The organism is Terriglobia bacterium (assembly GCA_020072565.1).
Classification (GTDB): Bacteria; Acidobacteriota; UBA6911; order UBA6911; family UBA6911; genus JAFNAG01.
In genome coordinates, this window is the sequence record JAIQGI010000034.1 from 15,552 (window position 1) to 31,316 (window position 15,765).

Annotated in this window: 12 protein-coding genes; 10 read left to right on the forward strand and 2 right to left on the reverse strand. The window is 59.1% G+C overall.

From position 1 onward, the window contains the following. Positions 1-200: 200 nt before the first annotated feature. Positions 201-836 (reverse strand): hypothetical protein, encoded by a 636-nt coding sequence (locus LAP85_19470; protein MBZ5498581.1) that lies wholly within the window; start codon positions 834-836, stop codon positions 201-203. A gap of 23 nt (positions 837-859) precedes the next feature. Then, a complete protein-coding gene (gene gltA, locus LAP85_19475) occupies positions 860-3,256 on the reverse strand; it encodes an NADPH-dependent glutamate synthase (GenBank protein MBZ5498582.1) in 2,397 nt (798 codons plus the stop codon). Positions 3,257-3,672: 416 nt separating this feature from the next. Here gltA and LAP85_19480 point away from each other — a divergent pair, with 416 nt between their 5' ends. The 10 genes from LAP85_19480 to LAP85_19525 all read left to right on the forward strand — a co-directional run bounded on the left by LAP85_19480 (position 3,673) and on the right by LAP85_19525 (position 15,740). Next, positions 3,673-5,226: an insulinase family protein gene (locus LAP85_19480; GenBank protein ID MBZ5498583.1), complete on the forward strand. Its 1,554-nt coding sequence runs from the start codon at positions 3,673-3,675 to the stop codon at positions 5,224-5,226. Positions 5,227-5,260: 34 nt separating this feature from the next. Next, positions 5,261-6,823: an insulinase family protein gene (locus tag LAP85_19485; protein ID MBZ5498584.1), complete on the forward strand. Its 1,563-nt coding sequence runs from the start codon at positions 5,261-5,263 to the stop codon at positions 6,821-6,823. Between the two features lie 195 nt (positions 6,824-7,018). Then, on the forward strand, positions 7,019-8,572 hold the full coding sequence (locus LAP85_19490; GenBank protein ID MBZ5498585.1) for an insulinase family protein: 1,554 nt from the start codon (positions 7,019-7,021) through the stop codon (positions 8,570-8,572). A gap of 34 nt (positions 8,573-8,606) precedes the next feature. After that, positions 8,607-10,262, forward strand: a complete 1,656-nt coding sequence (locus tag LAP85_19495) for an insulinase family protein (GenBank protein ID MBZ5498586.1) — start codon at positions 8,607-8,609, stop codon at positions 10,260-10,262. Positions 10,263-10,479: 217 nt separating this feature from the next. Then, positions 10,480-11,037, forward strand: a complete 558-nt coding sequence (locus LAP85_19500) for a TlpA family protein disulfide reductase (GenBank protein ID MBZ5498587.1) — start codon at positions 10,480-10,482, stop codon at positions 11,035-11,037. 31 nt (positions 11,038-11,068) lie between these two features. Next, positions 11,069-11,596 (forward strand): hypothetical protein, encoded by a 528-nt coding sequence (locus LAP85_19505; protein ID MBZ5498588.1) that lies wholly within the window; start codon positions 11,069-11,071, stop codon positions 11,594-11,596. A 55-nt stretch (positions 11,597-11,651) separates the two neighbouring features. Then, positions 11,652-12,431, forward strand: coding sequence for a YIP1 family protein (locus tag LAP85_19510; protein ID MBZ5498589.1), 780 nt, complete (start codon positions 11,652-11,654; stop codon positions 12,429-12,431). 391 nt (positions 12,432-12,822) lie between these two features. Next, positions 12,823-13,605, forward strand: a complete 783-nt coding sequence (locus tag LAP85_19515; protein MBZ5498590.1) for a DUF1028 domain-containing protein — start codon at positions 12,823-12,825, stop codon at positions 13,603-13,605. A gap of 331 nt (positions 13,606-13,936) precedes the next feature. Continuing rightward, on the forward strand, positions 13,937-15,028 hold the full coding sequence (locus tag LAP85_19520) for an alpha/beta fold hydrolase (GenBank protein ID MBZ5498591.1): 1,092 nt from the start codon (positions 13,937-13,939) through the stop codon (positions 15,026-15,028). A 64-nt stretch (positions 15,029-15,092) separates the two neighbouring features. Beyond that, positions 15,093-15,740 carry a hypothetical protein gene (locus LAP85_19525; GenBank protein ID MBZ5498592.1) on the forward strand — a complete coding sequence of 216 codons (648 nt, stop codon included), beginning with the start codon at positions 15,093-15,095 and terminating at the stop codon, positions 15,738-15,740. Positions 15,741-15,765 lie beyond the last annotated feature (25 nt).

Consider the following 15,765-nt stretch of genomic DNA (forward strand, 5'->3'; position numbering starts at 1 on the left):
TCGAACGCGAACTCTCCCCGCTCTCTGCTCAACTCCCCATCCTCTGCGTTGAGCTGGTGCATTTCACCATTATTTTCGAAGGAGTCTCGCATACACCGAGGCGCACCCAACGACGCATGAACATGACCAAGTGGGCCAATTTCACCGAACTGTTTTCAGGTTGGAGGTCGGATGTGGGAATTTTCGGGTTGGCTCTTGATTCAGGGCCGCAGGAACTGTTCGCGCTCGGTCTCCAGGATGCTGACGTGCTCTTCTTCCTCGGCTGCGAGTTCCCGGTAGATCTCCTTTTGCGGCCCGGGTTCAAAGGCATCGGCGCGCGCCTGGAAATGGTCACGCGTACGCCGTTCCATGGCGATTGCCTTGTCATAAACCGCGAGAACATGACGTTCGGCGTCGGCAAAATCGATGCCTCTGAAGATCCATTGGGACAGCAGGGCTTCCGCACGGTCGGGCAGCTCCCGCAGCTGCGGATCGAGGTGGATGTGGTACTTGTCCTCGAGTTCATCCAGGTGGTCTTGTTCCTTGTGGTAGAGCTCGTCCAGGATAGCATGCAGTTCCTGGTTGGCTGTCCGCTGCATGGCGAGCCGGTAGAACTGGTACATGTCGATCTCGTACTGCACGGCTTCACGCACAATGGCGACCTGATCCGGATGCGCGCCCTTATATCCTTCGACCACTTCGTTTTCGCCGCCGCACAGGAAACACCTGCCGTAGGGTACGACGAAACCGGTCGAGAGCTTGCCGCAGGCCTTGCACTTCCACGTGTACCTCACCTCGGCGCAGCAGACACTGTCGTCCTCGATGACCTGATGACATTTGGGGCAGGTTGAAGCCATCACAATTCCTCCATGAATGGTCGCTATTCGGATTCCACCTGCACATTCAGTGCTGCAGGTTGCTGCAACCCGAGGTACTGAAGCATGCCGCGGGCGGCACGCCGGCCGGCTCCCATGGCCAGAATCACGGTAGCTGCGCCGGTGACGATGTCGCCGCCGGCGAAGAGTCCCGGCACGGAAGTCATGCCTGTAGCTTCGTCGACTTCAATGTAGCCCCAGCGGTTCACCTTGAGGCCGGGTGTGCTTTGCGCAATGATGGGGTTTGCGGTGGTGCCGAGAGCGCAGACCACCATGTCGACGTCAAGGATGTACTCACTGCCGGGCTTCGGGACCGGGCGCCGGCGGCCTGAATCGTCCGGTTCACCCAACTCCATCTCAACGACCTCCATTCCGGTCACCCAGCCGGCATCGTTGCCGAGGATGCGCACGGGGTTGGTGAGCCACCTGCAGATCACCCCTTCTTCGATGGCGTGGTGGAGTTCCTCAGCCCGCGCCGGGGATTCCTTGATGCTGCGCCGGTAGACCAGGTAGACCTGCTCGGCGCCCATGCGCAGCGACACGCGCAGCGCGTCCATGGCGGTGTTGCCGGCGCCGATGACCGCCACACGCTTGCCCATGCCCACCGGCGTGTCGTAAAGCGGCTGCCGGAATCCTTGCATGAGGTTGATGCGTGTCAGGAGTTCGTTGGCTGATACAACGCCGTTGTATGATTCGCCGGGTATGCCCATGAATTTAGGGCTGCCTGCCCCGGTGCCGACGAAGACGGCGTCAAATCCCATCTCGCCCATGAGTTGAGGTATGGTGAAAACCTTGCCGATGATACGATCGAGCTCAAACTTCACCCCTCTCCTGGCAAGGGCATCGATTTCAATATCGATCGTGTCATTGGGGAGACGAAACTCCGGAATGCCGTATTTGAGGACGCCGCCGGCGACGTGCAGGGCCTCAAAAACCGTCACATCGACTCCTGCCTTGATCAGGTCTCCTGCACAAGCGAGGCCGGCGGGCCCGGAGCCGACGATGGCGGCCCTCAGGCCAGTGGGTTTCACTTCAGGAGCCTTGTCCCATCCGCGGCCGGCGGCAAAATCAGCAACGAAACGCTCCAGCCGGCCGATAGCCACCGGCTCCAGCTTGTTGCCGACCACGCAGGTTGCCTCGCACTGGACTTCCTGGGGGCAGACCCGCCCGCACACGGCCGGGAGGGCGTTGGCATCTTTGAGAATGCGATAGGATTCCTGCAGATCCTTGCGGGCAAGTGCTGCGATGAAACCCGGGATGTCAATCGTGACCGGGCAACCGGGAACGCATTTGGGTTTCTTGCACTGGAGACAACGATCGGCCTCGACAAGAGCCATGTCCAGATTGTATCCGAGTGCGACTTCATCAAAGTTGGTCACGCGCCTCCCAGCGGGCTGCTCGGGCATCGGCGTGCGCTTGGGCGCGATGGTGCGGATGCTCTTGACCACGCGCGGCGCGTCCGGTTCCGGAGGAGGAACCGGGGTCGGAACGGCAGGGATTTCTGCGGAGAAAGCGCGCTGGCGTGCCTGCACAATGGCGGGATTCGTGCCGCCCTGTCCGAAACTGGCCAGTTTCTCCGCTTCGGCGCGGTAGCGTTTCAGGCACTCCTGCTCCTCGCATTCAAAACGCTTCTGGCGCAGCATCAGCTCGTCGAAGGCTACGGCGTGCCCGTCAAAGTCGGGCCCGTCGACGCATGCGAATCGCACCTTGCCGCCTACCGTGACGCGGCACGATCCGCACATGCCCGTGCCGTCGACCATGATCGAGTTCAGGCTGACCATGGTGCGGATGCCGCGCGCACGTGTGAGCTCGGAGCAAGCCTTCATCATCGGCAGAGGGCCGATGGCAATAACTTCTTCGATGTCACTATGATCCTTGAGGACCTGCTCGAGTACGACGGTGACAAAGCCCTTGGTGCCGAATGTGCCGTCGTCGGTTGCTACCCGGAATTCGTCCGAAAACCGCGAGAAGCGGTCGTCCCAGAACATGAGGTTCTTGCTGCGAAAGCCGATCACGGAAATTGTGTAGGAGCCAAGTTCCTTATGTCGCCGCAATTGCGGGAATACGGGAGCAACCCCGAGGCCGCCTCCCACGAGCACGGCTTTCCTCACCTTCTCGAGATGAGATGCCACACCCAGCGGGCCAATGAAATCAAGAATCGACGCGCCCTCCGGCATAGCCATCATCTGGAAGGTGGTCTTGCCGACCGCCTGGACGACAATCGTAACTGTGCCGCGTCCGCGGTCGAAGTCTGCGACCGTAAGCGGGATGCGCTCCCCGGTTTCGTCGATCCGAAGCATGACAAAATGCCCCGGCTGGCAGGCCTGTGCCACGTCGGGTGCCAGGACCTCCCATAAGAACGTTACCGGGCCGAACTGCTCTCGCTTGATGATCTGATACATGTTGCCGTTCCCCTTGGTCCCCTGCATGAATCCAAAACCGGTAAGTATAGCAAACCTCTGGCCCAAAGAGGTACAACTGACGCGGATTTTTTACCGTTCAGACAGTAATGAGGTTGGCGTTGCCACGGGGAACACACGGACTGGGATCTGGACCTCGACGTTGACGTGGACTCAGGGAATCCAACCCAGCCGCGGAGAATAAACCTGAGACAACGGGAATGCAGGATCCTCCAGTTCCACGTCAAAGTCCGGGTCCAAGTCCAAGTCTACGTTTCGCGGCAGGTTTCCGCTCTCGGTGTCTGAATGGCTGCTGTCTCAGGAAAATGATTGAAAGGGCAGTCTGAAAGCGCTAGGCTCGGACCGCTAATTCCTATAGATCGGTATCCGATAGATCCGTTTCCGAGGAGAAGCTCGAAATGCTACATCGACGATTTGCACCCCCAATTGTTTTGCTTTTGCTGGTTCTGGGCCTCGGGCTCACCCCGCTTGCGGCACAGCAAACCAGCCTGATGAACAAGGTGATCGAACGTACGCTGCCCAATGGGCTCAAGGTCCTCATGGTCAAGGATTCGGTTGCGCCCCTGGTGAGTTGCTACCTCGCGTACCGTGTCGGTTCAGTGAACGAGCGGCCCGGGATCACCGGCATCTCGCACATGCACGAGCACATGATGTTCAAGGGCACCCAGACGATGGGGATCAAGCCGGGCACGTTCGAGAAGGATAATGAATACAACCGGCAGATCGACGCCCTGGAAGCCCAGATCGTCAAGGAGGAGTCCAAGATCAAAGGGCGTGATGACGCCAAGATCGTTGCGCTCAAGAAGCAGGTGTCCGACCTGATCACGAAAGAAAAGGCCGAGACGATCGCGAGCGAGGAAATCTGGAGCGCCTACCAGGAGGCGGGAGGCACCGGCCTCAATGCCTCAACGGGGAGCGAGATGACTCACTACTATGTGACGCTCCCCAGGAACAAGGTGGAACTGTTCCTGGCGCTGGAGGCGGACCGGTTGGTGAATCCCGTGTTCCGCGAGTTCTATTCCGAGCGCGACGTGCTGGTCGAAGAGCGCCGGATGAGCGAAAACAGTCCGGGCTTTTTCTTCAACGAGCAGCTCAACGCCACCTTCAACGCGGCCACTCCATACACATGGTCGGTAGTCGGGTGGATGTCCGATCTCAGTCATATCACCAAAGATGAGCTGAAGGCCTATCGTGCGCAGTTTTACCGTCCCGACAACGCGGTGCTGGTGCTGGCGGGCGATATCGACGTTGAGCCGACGATGGCGCTGATCACCAAATACTTCGGCTCGATCAAGAACCCTCCTGGCACGGCGCCGCGCGTGCGCACCGAAGAGCCCTCACCCGAATACTACCGCAAGGTCAATGGCCCGGATTTCAAGGTACCCTATATTGAGAAGCGCGTCATTGGCAAAGCCGCCACCAACCCGTACGTCACGATCATGTTTCACATCCCACCGGTCTGGCACGACGACGTGGCGGTTCTGTCGATGTTGGGCCAGGTGATGAGCGCGCGCACCGGCAAAATGTATCTGGACATGGTGCTGAAGAACGAGCACGCCACCGCTGTAATGGCTGCGGCATCCACCTCGGAATACAGCGGCAGTTTCCGGCTGCAGGCGCAGGCCAAGGAGATCAAGAACGAGCCGGTCATCCCAATGGACCAGCTCGAGAAGGAGCTATGGAATTACATCGAGGATGCCAAGGTGACGCCGTGCGATGACCTGGTGCTCCAGCGGGTGAAAAACTCGTGGGAGGCCTCCTATCTCCGCGGCCTGGCAGGTACCAACATCGCCGGATCACTGGAGAGAATGGAAATCATTTACCGGTGGCAATTTATCGAGGAGCAGTTCAACCAACGCATGGCCGTGACACCGGCGGATCTGATGCGGGTTGCCAAAAAATACCTCACCCGGGAAAACAGCGTCACCGGCGTGCTGGAGCGGGAAAAGTAGCGGCGGCGCCGCACTTTCCGGAAAGGATATGACGATGCTCAGACGAATCTACACTTCATCGCTGATTCCGGCCCTGCTTGTGCTCGCGGTAGTAACCGCCGCAATCGCACAGGCGCCCCAAGGCGCGCAGACGCCGGCCAAAGGCGTGCAGACGCCCGCGAAGACCGCAGTGGTGCCCCAGGGACCACGCCCGGAGCGGTTAAAATATCAGCCGCTCAACTTTAAGCCCCCCAAGGCTGCCGACTATCGGAGGACGCTCTCGAACGGCCTCGTGGTTTACATCGCTGAAGATCACGACATCCCATGGTTCAATGCGTCCATGATGGTCAAGACCGGACCATTTCTCGAGCCTAAGGACAAATTGGGAGTGGCCAGCTTCACTTCCATTGTCATGCGCTCGGGCGGCACCACTACCATGACGGGTGAGCAAATCAATGAGCGCATGGATTTTCTAGCCGGGTCCGTTTCACCAAACGGCCTGTCCATCCATATGCGGCACCTCGACGAGGGGCTCAAGATCTGGATGGATCTCCTGACCAATCCCGCTTTCCCGGCGGATAAGCTCCGGCGCGAGAAGGACTTGGCGCTGCCTTCAATCCGGAACCGCAACAAGAACGTCTCGCAGGTCGGCAGCCGGGCCTTCAGCCAGCTCATCTACGGGGAAGACTCGCCGATCACCGCCGAGAGGACCGAGGCCGGCGTCAACAGCATAACGCGCGACGACCTGATTGCATGGCACAAGAAATATTGGGGCGCCAACAATGCCATTCTGGTGGTTACCGGCGACTTCAAAGAGGCTGAGATGCTGCAGAAGCTGGAGGCCACGCTGGGGAAGTGGCGCACGGCAGAAAAGGCGGTGCCGCCGATCCCCAAGGTGCAACAGGTAGCAAAGGCGGGCGTTTACATGGTCCAGCCCGAGGTGATCCCCAACCAGGGTATTATCCAGATCGGCCACCTGGGGATCACGCAGAACGATCCGGACTATCCGGCAGTCGACCTGATGAACTATACCCTGGGGGGCGGCTCATTCTCCTCGCGTATTACAAAAGTGGTGCGCACCGACAACGGGCTAGCCTACACGGCCATGTCGAGCTTTCCGGGAGGAGTGCTGTATCCCGGATCATTCATGGCCTTCTGCCAGACCAAGAACTCGACGGTCGTTTTCGCCGCTCAGCTGATGATGGACCTCATCGAGGGAGTGCGGGCAGGCCAGGTGAGTGAAAAGGACCTCAGCTTTGCCAAAACGGCGCGGTTGAACTCCTTCCCGTCGAGATTCTCCTCGCGCAGCGCCATTCTGCAGAATTTTGCGTCTCTGGAATATAACGGCCAGCCGATGGATTACTACGACACCTATGTGGCCAAGTATGAGAAGGTGACGCTTGCAGACATCAAGCGCGTGGCGCAGAAATGGCTGCAGCCGGATAAGTTGATCATCATGGTGGCCGGCAATATCGAAGAATGCCGGGCCGGAGCGGACAAACTGCTGCCGAACCAGCCGACCATCGATGCCATGGCGGCCAGGTTCGGCGGCCGTACGATCGACGGACTGGCCAAGAAGTACGGAGACGGCACGGTGCACATCGTGCCGCTCAAGTAGCCCTCGGTTTGAATCAGCCACGAAATGCACGAAAAAAGCGAATTCTTTTCGTGCATTTCGTGGCCCGCCTCCACGTTCCTGCCGTGCTCTCCACGCCTGCCGGCGAAGCTCCTGAAAATGATTGAAACTGCGCTTCAAAAGGGCTAGGCTCGGCGGGAAAAATCCCTTAGAACCGCTTTCGAGGAGATGGTCGAGATGACACGTCGACGATACGCACCCATAATTCTGTTGCTTCCGCTGGTTCTGTGCGTCTGGGTTTTGCCCCTGGCGGCTCAAGAACTCAGCATCGCAAAGCAGGTAATTGAAAAGGATCTTCCCAACGGGCTGAAGGTTTTGATTGTCAGGCGGCCGGAAATCCCGACCGTGCGCTGCACTCTGGCATTCCGCGTGGGATCGGTGAACGAACGCCCCGGCATCACCGGTATCTCCCACATGCACGAGCACATGATGTTCAAGGGCACCCAGACGATGGGGATCAAGCCGGGCACCCTCGCGCTGGATAATCAGTTGAACGCGCAGATTGATGCTCTGGAAGCCCAGATTGTGAAAGAGGAAACCAAGGTGAAGGGGTGCGACGAAAACAAGATCATCGCGCTCAAGAAGCAGGTGTCCGACCTGATCGCGAAAGAACGAGCCGAGACGATCGTCAGTGAAGAGATCTGGGGCGCTTACCAGGAAGCGGGCGGCACCGGCCTGAATGCTTCGACCGGGAATGAGGTGACCCAGTACTATGTGACGCTGCCCAAGAACAAACTGGAACTCTTCATGGCCCTGGAAGCCGACCGGCTGGTGAACCCGGTTTTCCGTGAGTTTTATGCGGAACGGGATGTGCTAGTGGAAGAACGCCGGATGAGCGAAAATGGCGCCGGCTTCTTCTTCAACGAACAGCTGAACGCGACTTTCTATGCCGCCACGCCCTACACCTGGGAGGTGGTGGGCTGGATGTCGGATCTCGCTCACATCACCAAAGATGAGCTGAAGGCCTATCGCGCCCAGTATTACCGTCCCGACAACGCCGTCATGGTGCTGGCAGGCGGGGTGGACGTGGAACCTACCATGGCGTTGATTACCAAGTACTTCGGTTCGATCAAGAATCCGCCGGGTTCGGCTCCCCGCGTGCGCACCGAGGAGCCCTCGCCTGAATACTACCGCAAGGTCAACGGCCCGGATTTCAAGGTGCCTTATATTGAAAAGCGCGTGATCGGAAGGGCTGCCACCAATCCGTATGTCACGGTCCTGTTCCACATCCCGCCGATCTGGCATGACGACATCTCGGCCCTGTACATGCTCGGCCAGGTGATCAGCAATCGATCCGGCAAGATGTATTCGGAGATGGTGATGAAGAATGAGCACGCGACTTCCGTAAGCGCCAGCGCCTCGGAGTCCGAGTATGACGGCCGGTTTACGTTTCGGGCAACGGCCAAGGAGGTCGCGAACAACACCGTGATTCCTCTGGATCAGCTGGAAAAGGAACTGTGGACTTACATCGAGGATGCCAAAGTCACGCCGTGTGACCCGCAGGTGCTCCAGCGGGTAAAGAACCGCACGGAATCTGCCTTCCTGCAGAGTCTGGCAGGCACCGGCATTGCCGGGCAGCTGATGCGGATGGAAATCGCCTACAAGTGGCAGTTCATCGACGAACAGTTCAAGCAGCGCATGGCTGTGACACCGGCGGACCTGATGCGAGTGGCCAAGAAATACTTCACCCGGGACAACAGCGTGACCGGCGTGATGGAGCGGGAAAAGTAGCAGCGGCGCCGCACTTTCCGGAAAGGATATGACGATGTTCAAACGATATTTTACCTTATTGCTTATGCTGGCCGTGCTCGCATTCGCGGTGGCTGCCGGGGCTATCACACAAGCCCAGCAGAATGCGCAGGCACCCACGAAAGCCGCGCAGGCACCCACGAAAGCCGCACAGACGCCCAAAGGTCCGCGCCCGGAGCAGTTCACCTACCCCCCTCTCAACTTCAAAATCCCGAAGGCCGCGGACTTCCGGACGACGCTGTCGAACGGGCTTGTCGTCTACATCTCGGAGGATCACGAGATTCCCTGGTTCAACGGCACGCTCATGGTCAAGACCGGACCATTTCTTGAATCTAAAGACAAGCTGGGTGTGGATTCCTTCACCTCCTCGGTCATGCGTTCGGGCGGCAGCACCACCATGAGTGGCGATCAAATTACCGAGCGCATGGACTTCCTCGGAGGAAGCCTTGGCGGCGGTGGTGGCGCCGGCGGCAGGGGCGGCGGCAGAGGAGGAGGTGGCGGCGGCGGGGATGCTAAGAGCCTCTCGATCCATATGCGCTACCTCGACGAAGGCCTGAAGATCTGGATGGATGTCCTGAGCAGCCCGGCCTTCCCGGAAGACAGGCTTAGACGCGAAAAGGACTCGGCGATCCCCCCGATCCGAAACCGGAACCGGGATGTCGGCACTGTTGCCGGCCGGGTCTATGAGGAACTGATCTACGGGAAAGACACGCCGATCACCGCCCAGAGGACCGAGGCCGGGATCAACGGTATCACGCGCGATGATCTGGTCGCCTGGTACAACAAATATTGGGGCGCTAGCAACGCCATCCTGGTGGTCTCGGGCGACTTCAATAAGGCTGATATGCTGAAAAAGCTCGAAGCCACCTTCGGGAAATGGCGCAAGGCGGAGAAAGCCGTCGTGCCGGTTCCGAAGGTTCAGCAGGCATCAAAGGCCGGCGTTTACATGGTACAGCCGGAAGGGGCCAGCCCGAACCAGGGCATCATCCGGATGGGGCATCTCGGCCTGAAGACGGACGATCCCGATTATCCGGCGGTCGACCTCATGAACTATATCCTCGGCGGAGGTTCGTTTTCCTCCCGCATCACCAAAGTCGTGCGCACCGACAACGGACTCGCCTACTCGACCAGCTCGAGCTTCGGAGGCGGTGGCGGCAGAGGCGGTGGCGGTGGAATCTTGTACCCCGGGACGTTTACGGCGTCCTGTCAGACGAAGAACTCCACCGTGGTGTTTGCCACACAGCTGATGATGGATCTGATTGAAGGGATGCGCAACGGGGATGTCAGCGAAGCGGATCTGAAAATGGCAAAATCCGCCCGCATCAATGCATTTCCCTCGCAGCCCATTTTCCAGGACATCGGCGCCATCGCGCAGGCTTTTGCGAGCCTCGAGTTCAACGGACGCCCCGCGGACTATTATGAGACTTACCTGGCCAAGTACGAAAAAGTGACGCTCGCCGACATCAAGCGAGTGGCGCAGAAGTACCTGCGGCCGAGTGACATGGTCATCATGGTTGCCGGCAACATCGAGGAATGCAGAGCAGGAGCCGACAAGCTGCTGCCCAACCAGCCGACGATCGACGCCATGGCAGCCAAGTTCGGAGGCCGAACCATCGACGGACTGGCCAAGAAATACGGAGACGGCACGGTGCATATCGTGACGCTCAAATGACATTGCCCGATGCGACGCATCTCTGGCGGTCGCATCACTGTTTATTGAATTCAAAGGCAGCCCCGAGCGGCGCGAATTTCACGAATGCCTCCATTCGTGAAATTTGCACCATTCGTGGCTGCTTTTCATTTTTGAGAGGTGTTTTCGCAGTAGAAAATCTCGCGGTTCCCGCCATGGCATGAAATATTGACGTGTGCTGCGAAACAATAGGGTCGCCATGAGAAAACGCAAGTTGTGGATGGCCCTCCTTGTGGTTCTCGCTGTTATGCCCGCGTTGTTCCTGGTGCTGGCCCAGAAATCGCTGAAGGGATTCCAGGGTTTGCACCCGGGAGACGCTGTTCCTCATGCCCGGTTGCAGCCCGTGGGCCGGTCTTCGATTGATACCGGCTCCTGGCGCGGCTCACCGACCTTGCTGGTCGTTTTCCAGCCCGGCTGCGAGTCCTGCCGGCTCGAGATTCGCAGCCTGGCCTCCATCGCACCTTCGTTCCCCGAGGTGAGAATCGCGCTGCTTTCGACCGGTTCCGACTCCGGCGGAATGCGGGCGCCGTTTCCTATTTACATCGATCCAGAGGGCAGGTTTCTTGCGAAAGTGCGGAAATTGGTCACTCCTGCGCTTTACTGGATTGATCCAGCAGGACAGGTGCGGTACGCGCGAACGGGTCAACGCAACGCCCATGACGAAGAAATGCTCTTCCGCAAGATGCTCGGGGGAGACCGGCAGCGAGTCGACGCCGGCTTTTCGGACATTTTGACCCCGGTTCCTGCGCGAGACTGATAGGCCTGATCTCCGGTCCGTGGTGGCGACTATGGCCTCGGTGACAACTGCAGCCAGCGCCCTATGGTTTCCCCACCACTTCCTGGGCGGGGCCCGATACCTGGGACGTGAGGGGGTCTTCTTCCAGCAGGCGCACAACGATTGCGGGGGCGCGGCGCTGAAAATGATCTTCGATCACTTCGGCATTTCTTTGGATTACGGGCTGCTTCTGCAGCGTTTGGCTGACGGACCGGAGGGCACCACCATGCTGAGTATCAAGAAACTCGCCGAAGCGGAGGGCCTGCTTTGCGCTGGCTGGCGGCTGGCCCTTCAGGATCTGCACGATATCCCGCTCCCGGCCGTTCTGTTGCTGCGCCGCAACCACTTTGTCGTTATGGCAAGTCGGAGTCCTGCGGCAGAAATACAGATACTGGACCCGGTCCGGGGCAGGCTCGGAATATCGGTCTGCAATCTCCAGACGGTCTGGAGAGGAGAAATCCTGCTTTTTTGCAGCCCGGGAAGGGGTGCCTGGCAACGCGGTCGCTGGTTTGGCCGGCGGAATCACCGTCGGACCGGTTGATCCACAGGAATCACGAGAGCTGGTTTGTTTCCGTGCTTCTGAATGAGTTGCCTGCATGCTCCGCAAATCGGCGCGCACTCCCAGATTTTCGTTCCAACGTGGTGTCAAAATGGTAAAGCCGCGAGGTTGGGTTGCCGCCCGGACTTCAACTTTCTTCGAAGTAATCCATGCGCCGCGGTCGGCCTTTGCGCGCGATTTCGACGGACCGAGCTATCTGCTGCCGTTGTGCATTCTCGGTTTGTCATTTGCGCTGCTCGTGCTTCTGCAGGCGCCCTGGAGTATCGAATGGGCCGGCCGTCAAATGCGGGCCGCGGGCACACCTCAGGATCAGGTGGCCGCGGGAGTGGACTTGATGTGGAGCACGCAACGATGGGCAGCGGCCTTCATGCCGCTGCTGCTTTTTCTCAGGTGGTTTTTGTTCGCATTAACGCTCTGGCTCACGTCCCAGCTGTTTCTGGCCAAGGCTGATTTTTCGCGCGTGCTGAGCGTCGTCGCGTACTCGTACATCCCGATTCTCTTCAGGGACACGACCCTTCTGCTGGTCCTCTGGCTGCGGGGCAAAGAAGCTCTCAATCATCCGGAGGCTTTGAATATCGCGATCGGCTTCAACCTGCTGATGCCGCGCCTGCCGCCGGCCTGGTCCTTCCTGCTCGGGAACATCAACCCTTTCGAGTTTTGGTACGTGATCCTGCTCACGGTTGGCCTCTCCAGAGTGGCGGCGACACGCTGGCAGAGGGCACTGGCCATGACGCTTCCCAATTGGCTCTTCGCCCTTTTCATTCAGTTCGGGTTCGTTTCGCTGGGCCTTTCTGCGCGCGCAAGCCTCAGCCAGTAAGAGCGCATTTGCATTCTGACGAGCCCGTCCTTTTATGAGTGCGGATGCTTATGTGCGACGACGTCCTTGGAGTGCGTACGCTTGCTGGTGGTTGAGAGGCGCGGCCTAGCAGACACGCCCACCACACTTTGAGGGAGTCAGCAAGTTACCGCACTCCAAGGCCGAGAACATGTGGGTACCTTTGAAACACTGTGCACTATATTTGACGTCGAATTCACACAAAAAGTTCACGAAATGTTGAACGACTGCTCAGTGAGCTGCTGATTACACCTTCCATATCCCGCCTTGAGGTGAGAAAATGCCGGACGCGTATGGAGCTTCTGGGGTGACACGGGTTTTTTTCTCAGAGGTGCGGCTGTCCACAACCGAACGGGGTGTTGCGGGAGGCTTTATGTTCTGCAGGTCTTTAAAAGTATCGGTGGTTTTTCTGTCTCTTGCGGGAGCTCTGGCCTGGGCTCAGCGGACCGGGCGGGAGGGCATTCCGCCGGAGCTCTGGAGTCCTGTCGCCACCTTTTCGATCCTCGGCTTCGACCCGGCGAGCGGAGAACTCGGAGGCGCCGTCCAATCCCGGGTTTTCTCGGTCGGCAACGGAGTGCTCTGGGCCGAGGCTGGTGTCGGAGCTGCTGCAACCCAGGCCTTTGTGGATGTCAGCTATGGACCTCAAGCACTCGAGTTGCTGAAGAAGGGTTTGGCTCCCGATGCGATCGTAAGACAAATCTGGGAATCCGATCCTGATCCACAACCCGGCAATTGGTCAAAGCAGGGCAGGCAGTTCGCAGTCATGAACCCCAAAGGAGAATATGCCGCTTATACGGGCCCGAAGGCGACTCCATGGGCGGGGAACAAGGGGGGCAAGTTCTGCACGGCCCAGGGCAACATCCTCGCCGGGGAAGCGGTTGTCACCGACATGGTCAAGGCGTTTGAAGACACTCAAGGCCACCTTGCCCTCCGGCTGCTCGCCGCATTGGAGGCGGGTCAGGCTGCGGGCGGTGACAAGCGCGGCATGGAATCGGCGGCCATGTTGATCGTCAAGAAGAATGGCGGCGTGTGGTTGCACAACGACGTGGTGCTGAGGCTGCAGGTGGATGATAATCCCGAACCGATCAAGGAGTTGCGCAGGCTCGTGGAAATGGCCGTGAAGCAGTTCCGGCTCGGGGCCAGGCAGCAGAAGTAGTCTGTTCCGAAAACAACTCCTCGAGAACGGAAAGCGGCCACGAATGACACAGATTTCACGAATGGCGTATTCGTGAAATTCGTACAATTTGCCCACAGATCCGTGCCATTTAGGCAAGAAAAGCAAAAGATCAACGCAGAGGTCGCAGAGGTCGCGGAGAGAAGTCATGCAGAAGCGAAAATCCTCTGCGTCCTCTGCATTGAGGCTTTAAGTTGCAGATATTCCGCGCCGTGCCATTCGTGGCTGGCTTTTACCGCCTCCATTTTCATGTGTCACTGGGTGCGGCCCGGCGCATGGGGGGCTGCTTCCACTTCGCAGGGAGGTTCGTCTGATGCGTGCACTTTCCACATTTGCGCTATTGTGGTCTCTCACGGGACCGGTCTTTGGCGGCCAGGGCGGTGCCAACTTTCCGAACCTGACGGAAGGGGATTATGTCATCGAGAACTTCAAGTTCGTGAGTGGCGAGACCCTGCCGCAGCTGAGGCTTCATTACACCACGATTGGAATGCCGGCGAAGGATGCATCGGGCGTGGTGCAGAATGCGGTGCTGATCATGCACGGCACCACCGGCAACGGCCGGAGTTTCCTTCCGAACAACCAGTTCGCAGGCGTGCTGTTTCGCACCGGACAACTCCTGGACGCATCCAGGTATTACATCATCCTGCCCGACGCCATCGGGCACGGCAGGTCGAGCAAACCGAGCGACGGACTGCACATGCGCTTCCCGCATTACACCTATGACGATATGGTGGCGGCGCAATATCAAATGCTGACCAGGCATCTGGGCGTGAACCACATGCGGCTGATCATGGGCACGTCCATGGGCGGCATGATGTCGTGGGTCTGGGGCTACATGTATCCGGACTTCATGGATGCGCTGATGCCCCTGGCTAGTCTGCCGGTCGAAATCGCAGGCCGCAACCGCATGATGCGCAAGATGATGATCGACTCGATACGAAATGACCCGGAATGGAAAGACGGTGAATACCAGAGCCCGCCGCGCCGCGGCCTGATCGGCGCCATCAACGTGATGCTCTTCATGGTCAGCAGTCCGTTGCAGTGGCAGAAGGCGGCCCCTACCCGGGTGGCAGCCGAGGCGTTCCTGGAGAGCAGAACCAACGCTTATCTGAAATCGCTGGATGCGAACGACATGATCTATCAGTACGACGCGTCCCGTGATTACAACCCGGCGCCGCACCTGGAAGAAATCAGGGCGCCGCTCTATGCCATCAACTCCGCCGATGATCAGGTCAACCCGCCGGAACTCGGCATCCTGGACAAGGAAATCAAACGCGTCAAGCGCGGCCGTTACATTCTGATCCCGATCAGCGACCAGACCAGCGGGCACGGCACCCACTCGAATCCCGCAATCTGGGGTAAGTATCTGGGCGAGCTGCTGGCCGGATCCGGCAAGAGACCATGAAGGCAGAGGCGAACGAGCAGGCCACGAAGCTCAACCGAACCGCGAAATCGCAGAGGATGTGATTATGCAGAAACCCCCGTTTGAGGTGATCAAGGAACTTGAGGGATGGACGCTGTTCTGGGCTCGGCTGGAGTTGGTGTCCGGCGGAGGAGCGCAGTTGGCCGCCCTGCGCTCCGAAGTGGTTCGCAAGATCCGGGCCCGGCTGACGATGGAGAGTCTTGCCGGCCACCCGACCGTGAATGCTCTGCGCAAGCTGTTTCGGGCGGCGGGCTGCGATCCCACGCGTTATCGTCCGTCCTCGGAAGCTCTGTTGCGCAGAGTTCTGAAAGGGGAGGAGTTGCCGGCGCTGCACCCGCTTGTCGACATCAACAACTGCTTGTCCGCGGATCTGGCGGTACCTTGTTGCGTTATGCGCGAAGGCACCTTCACGCCGCCGCTTGTTTTCCGGGCCGGGCGGGAGGGGGAGAGCTACGAGTCCTTGCGCGGTCCCTTCAACCCGGCGGGCAAGCCGCTATTGACCGACGCTCTCGGCGCCCTCGACGCACCCATCACCGGAAACGAGAGGGTCAAAATCGTTCCGGAAACAGAGATCGCCTGGCTGGTGGCTTATCTTCCCGAGCAGGCAGTGACCGCTGAGTCGGCGCGCGATGCACTTCTACAGCTTCTGGAAGCGGCTCCCGTAGCGCGGGCTTCCCAGTTCTCTGCGTCCTGAACGGCTTTAAATTGAGCAGGTGGCA

Bases quoted from the DNA above. Each gene is read 5' to 3' on its own strand.
- LAP85_19470 (MBZ5498581.1), bottom strand. From the start codon at position 836: ATGGCTTCAACCTGCCCCAAATGTCATCAGGTCATCGAGGACGACAGT.
- gltA (MBZ5498582.1), bottom strand. From the start codon at position 3,256: ATGTATCAGATCATCAAGCGAGAGCAGTTCGGCCCGGTAACGTTCTTA.
- LAP85_19480 (MBZ5498583.1), top strand. From the start codon at position 3,673: ATGCTACATCGACGATTTGCACCCCCAATTGTTTTGCTTTTGCTGGTT.
- LAP85_19485 (MBZ5498584.1), top strand. From the start codon at position 5,261: ATGCTCAGACGAATCTACACTTCATCGCTGATTCCGGCCCTGCTTGTG.
- LAP85_19490 (MBZ5498585.1), top strand. From the start codon at position 7,019: ATGACACGTCGACGATACGCACCCATAATTCTGTTGCTTCCGCTGGTT.
- LAP85_19495 (MBZ5498586.1), top strand. From the start codon at position 8,607: ATGTTCAAACGATATTTTACCTTATTGCTTATGCTGGCCGTGCTCGCA.
- LAP85_19500 (MBZ5498587.1), top strand. From the start codon at position 10,480: ATGAGAAAACGCAAGTTGTGGATGGCCCTCCTTGTGGTTCTCGCTGTT.
- LAP85_19505 (MBZ5498588.1), top strand. From the start codon at position 11,069: ATGGCCTCGGTGACAACTGCAGCCAGCGCCCTATGGTTTCCCCACCAC.
- LAP85_19510 (MBZ5498589.1), top strand. From the start codon at position 11,652: ATGCTCCGCAAATCGGCGCGCACTCCCAGATTTTCGTTCCAACGTGGT.
- LAP85_19515 (MBZ5498590.1), top strand. From the start codon at position 12,823: ATGTTCTGCAGGTCTTTAAAAGTATCGGTGGTTTTTCTGTCTCTTGCG.
- LAP85_19520 (MBZ5498591.1), top strand. From the start codon at position 13,937: ATGCGTGCACTTTCCACATTTGCGCTATTGTGGTCTCTCACGGGACCG.
- LAP85_19525 (MBZ5498592.1), top strand. From the start codon at position 15,093: ATGCAGAAACCCCCGTTTGAGGTGATCAAGGAACTTGAGGGATGGACG.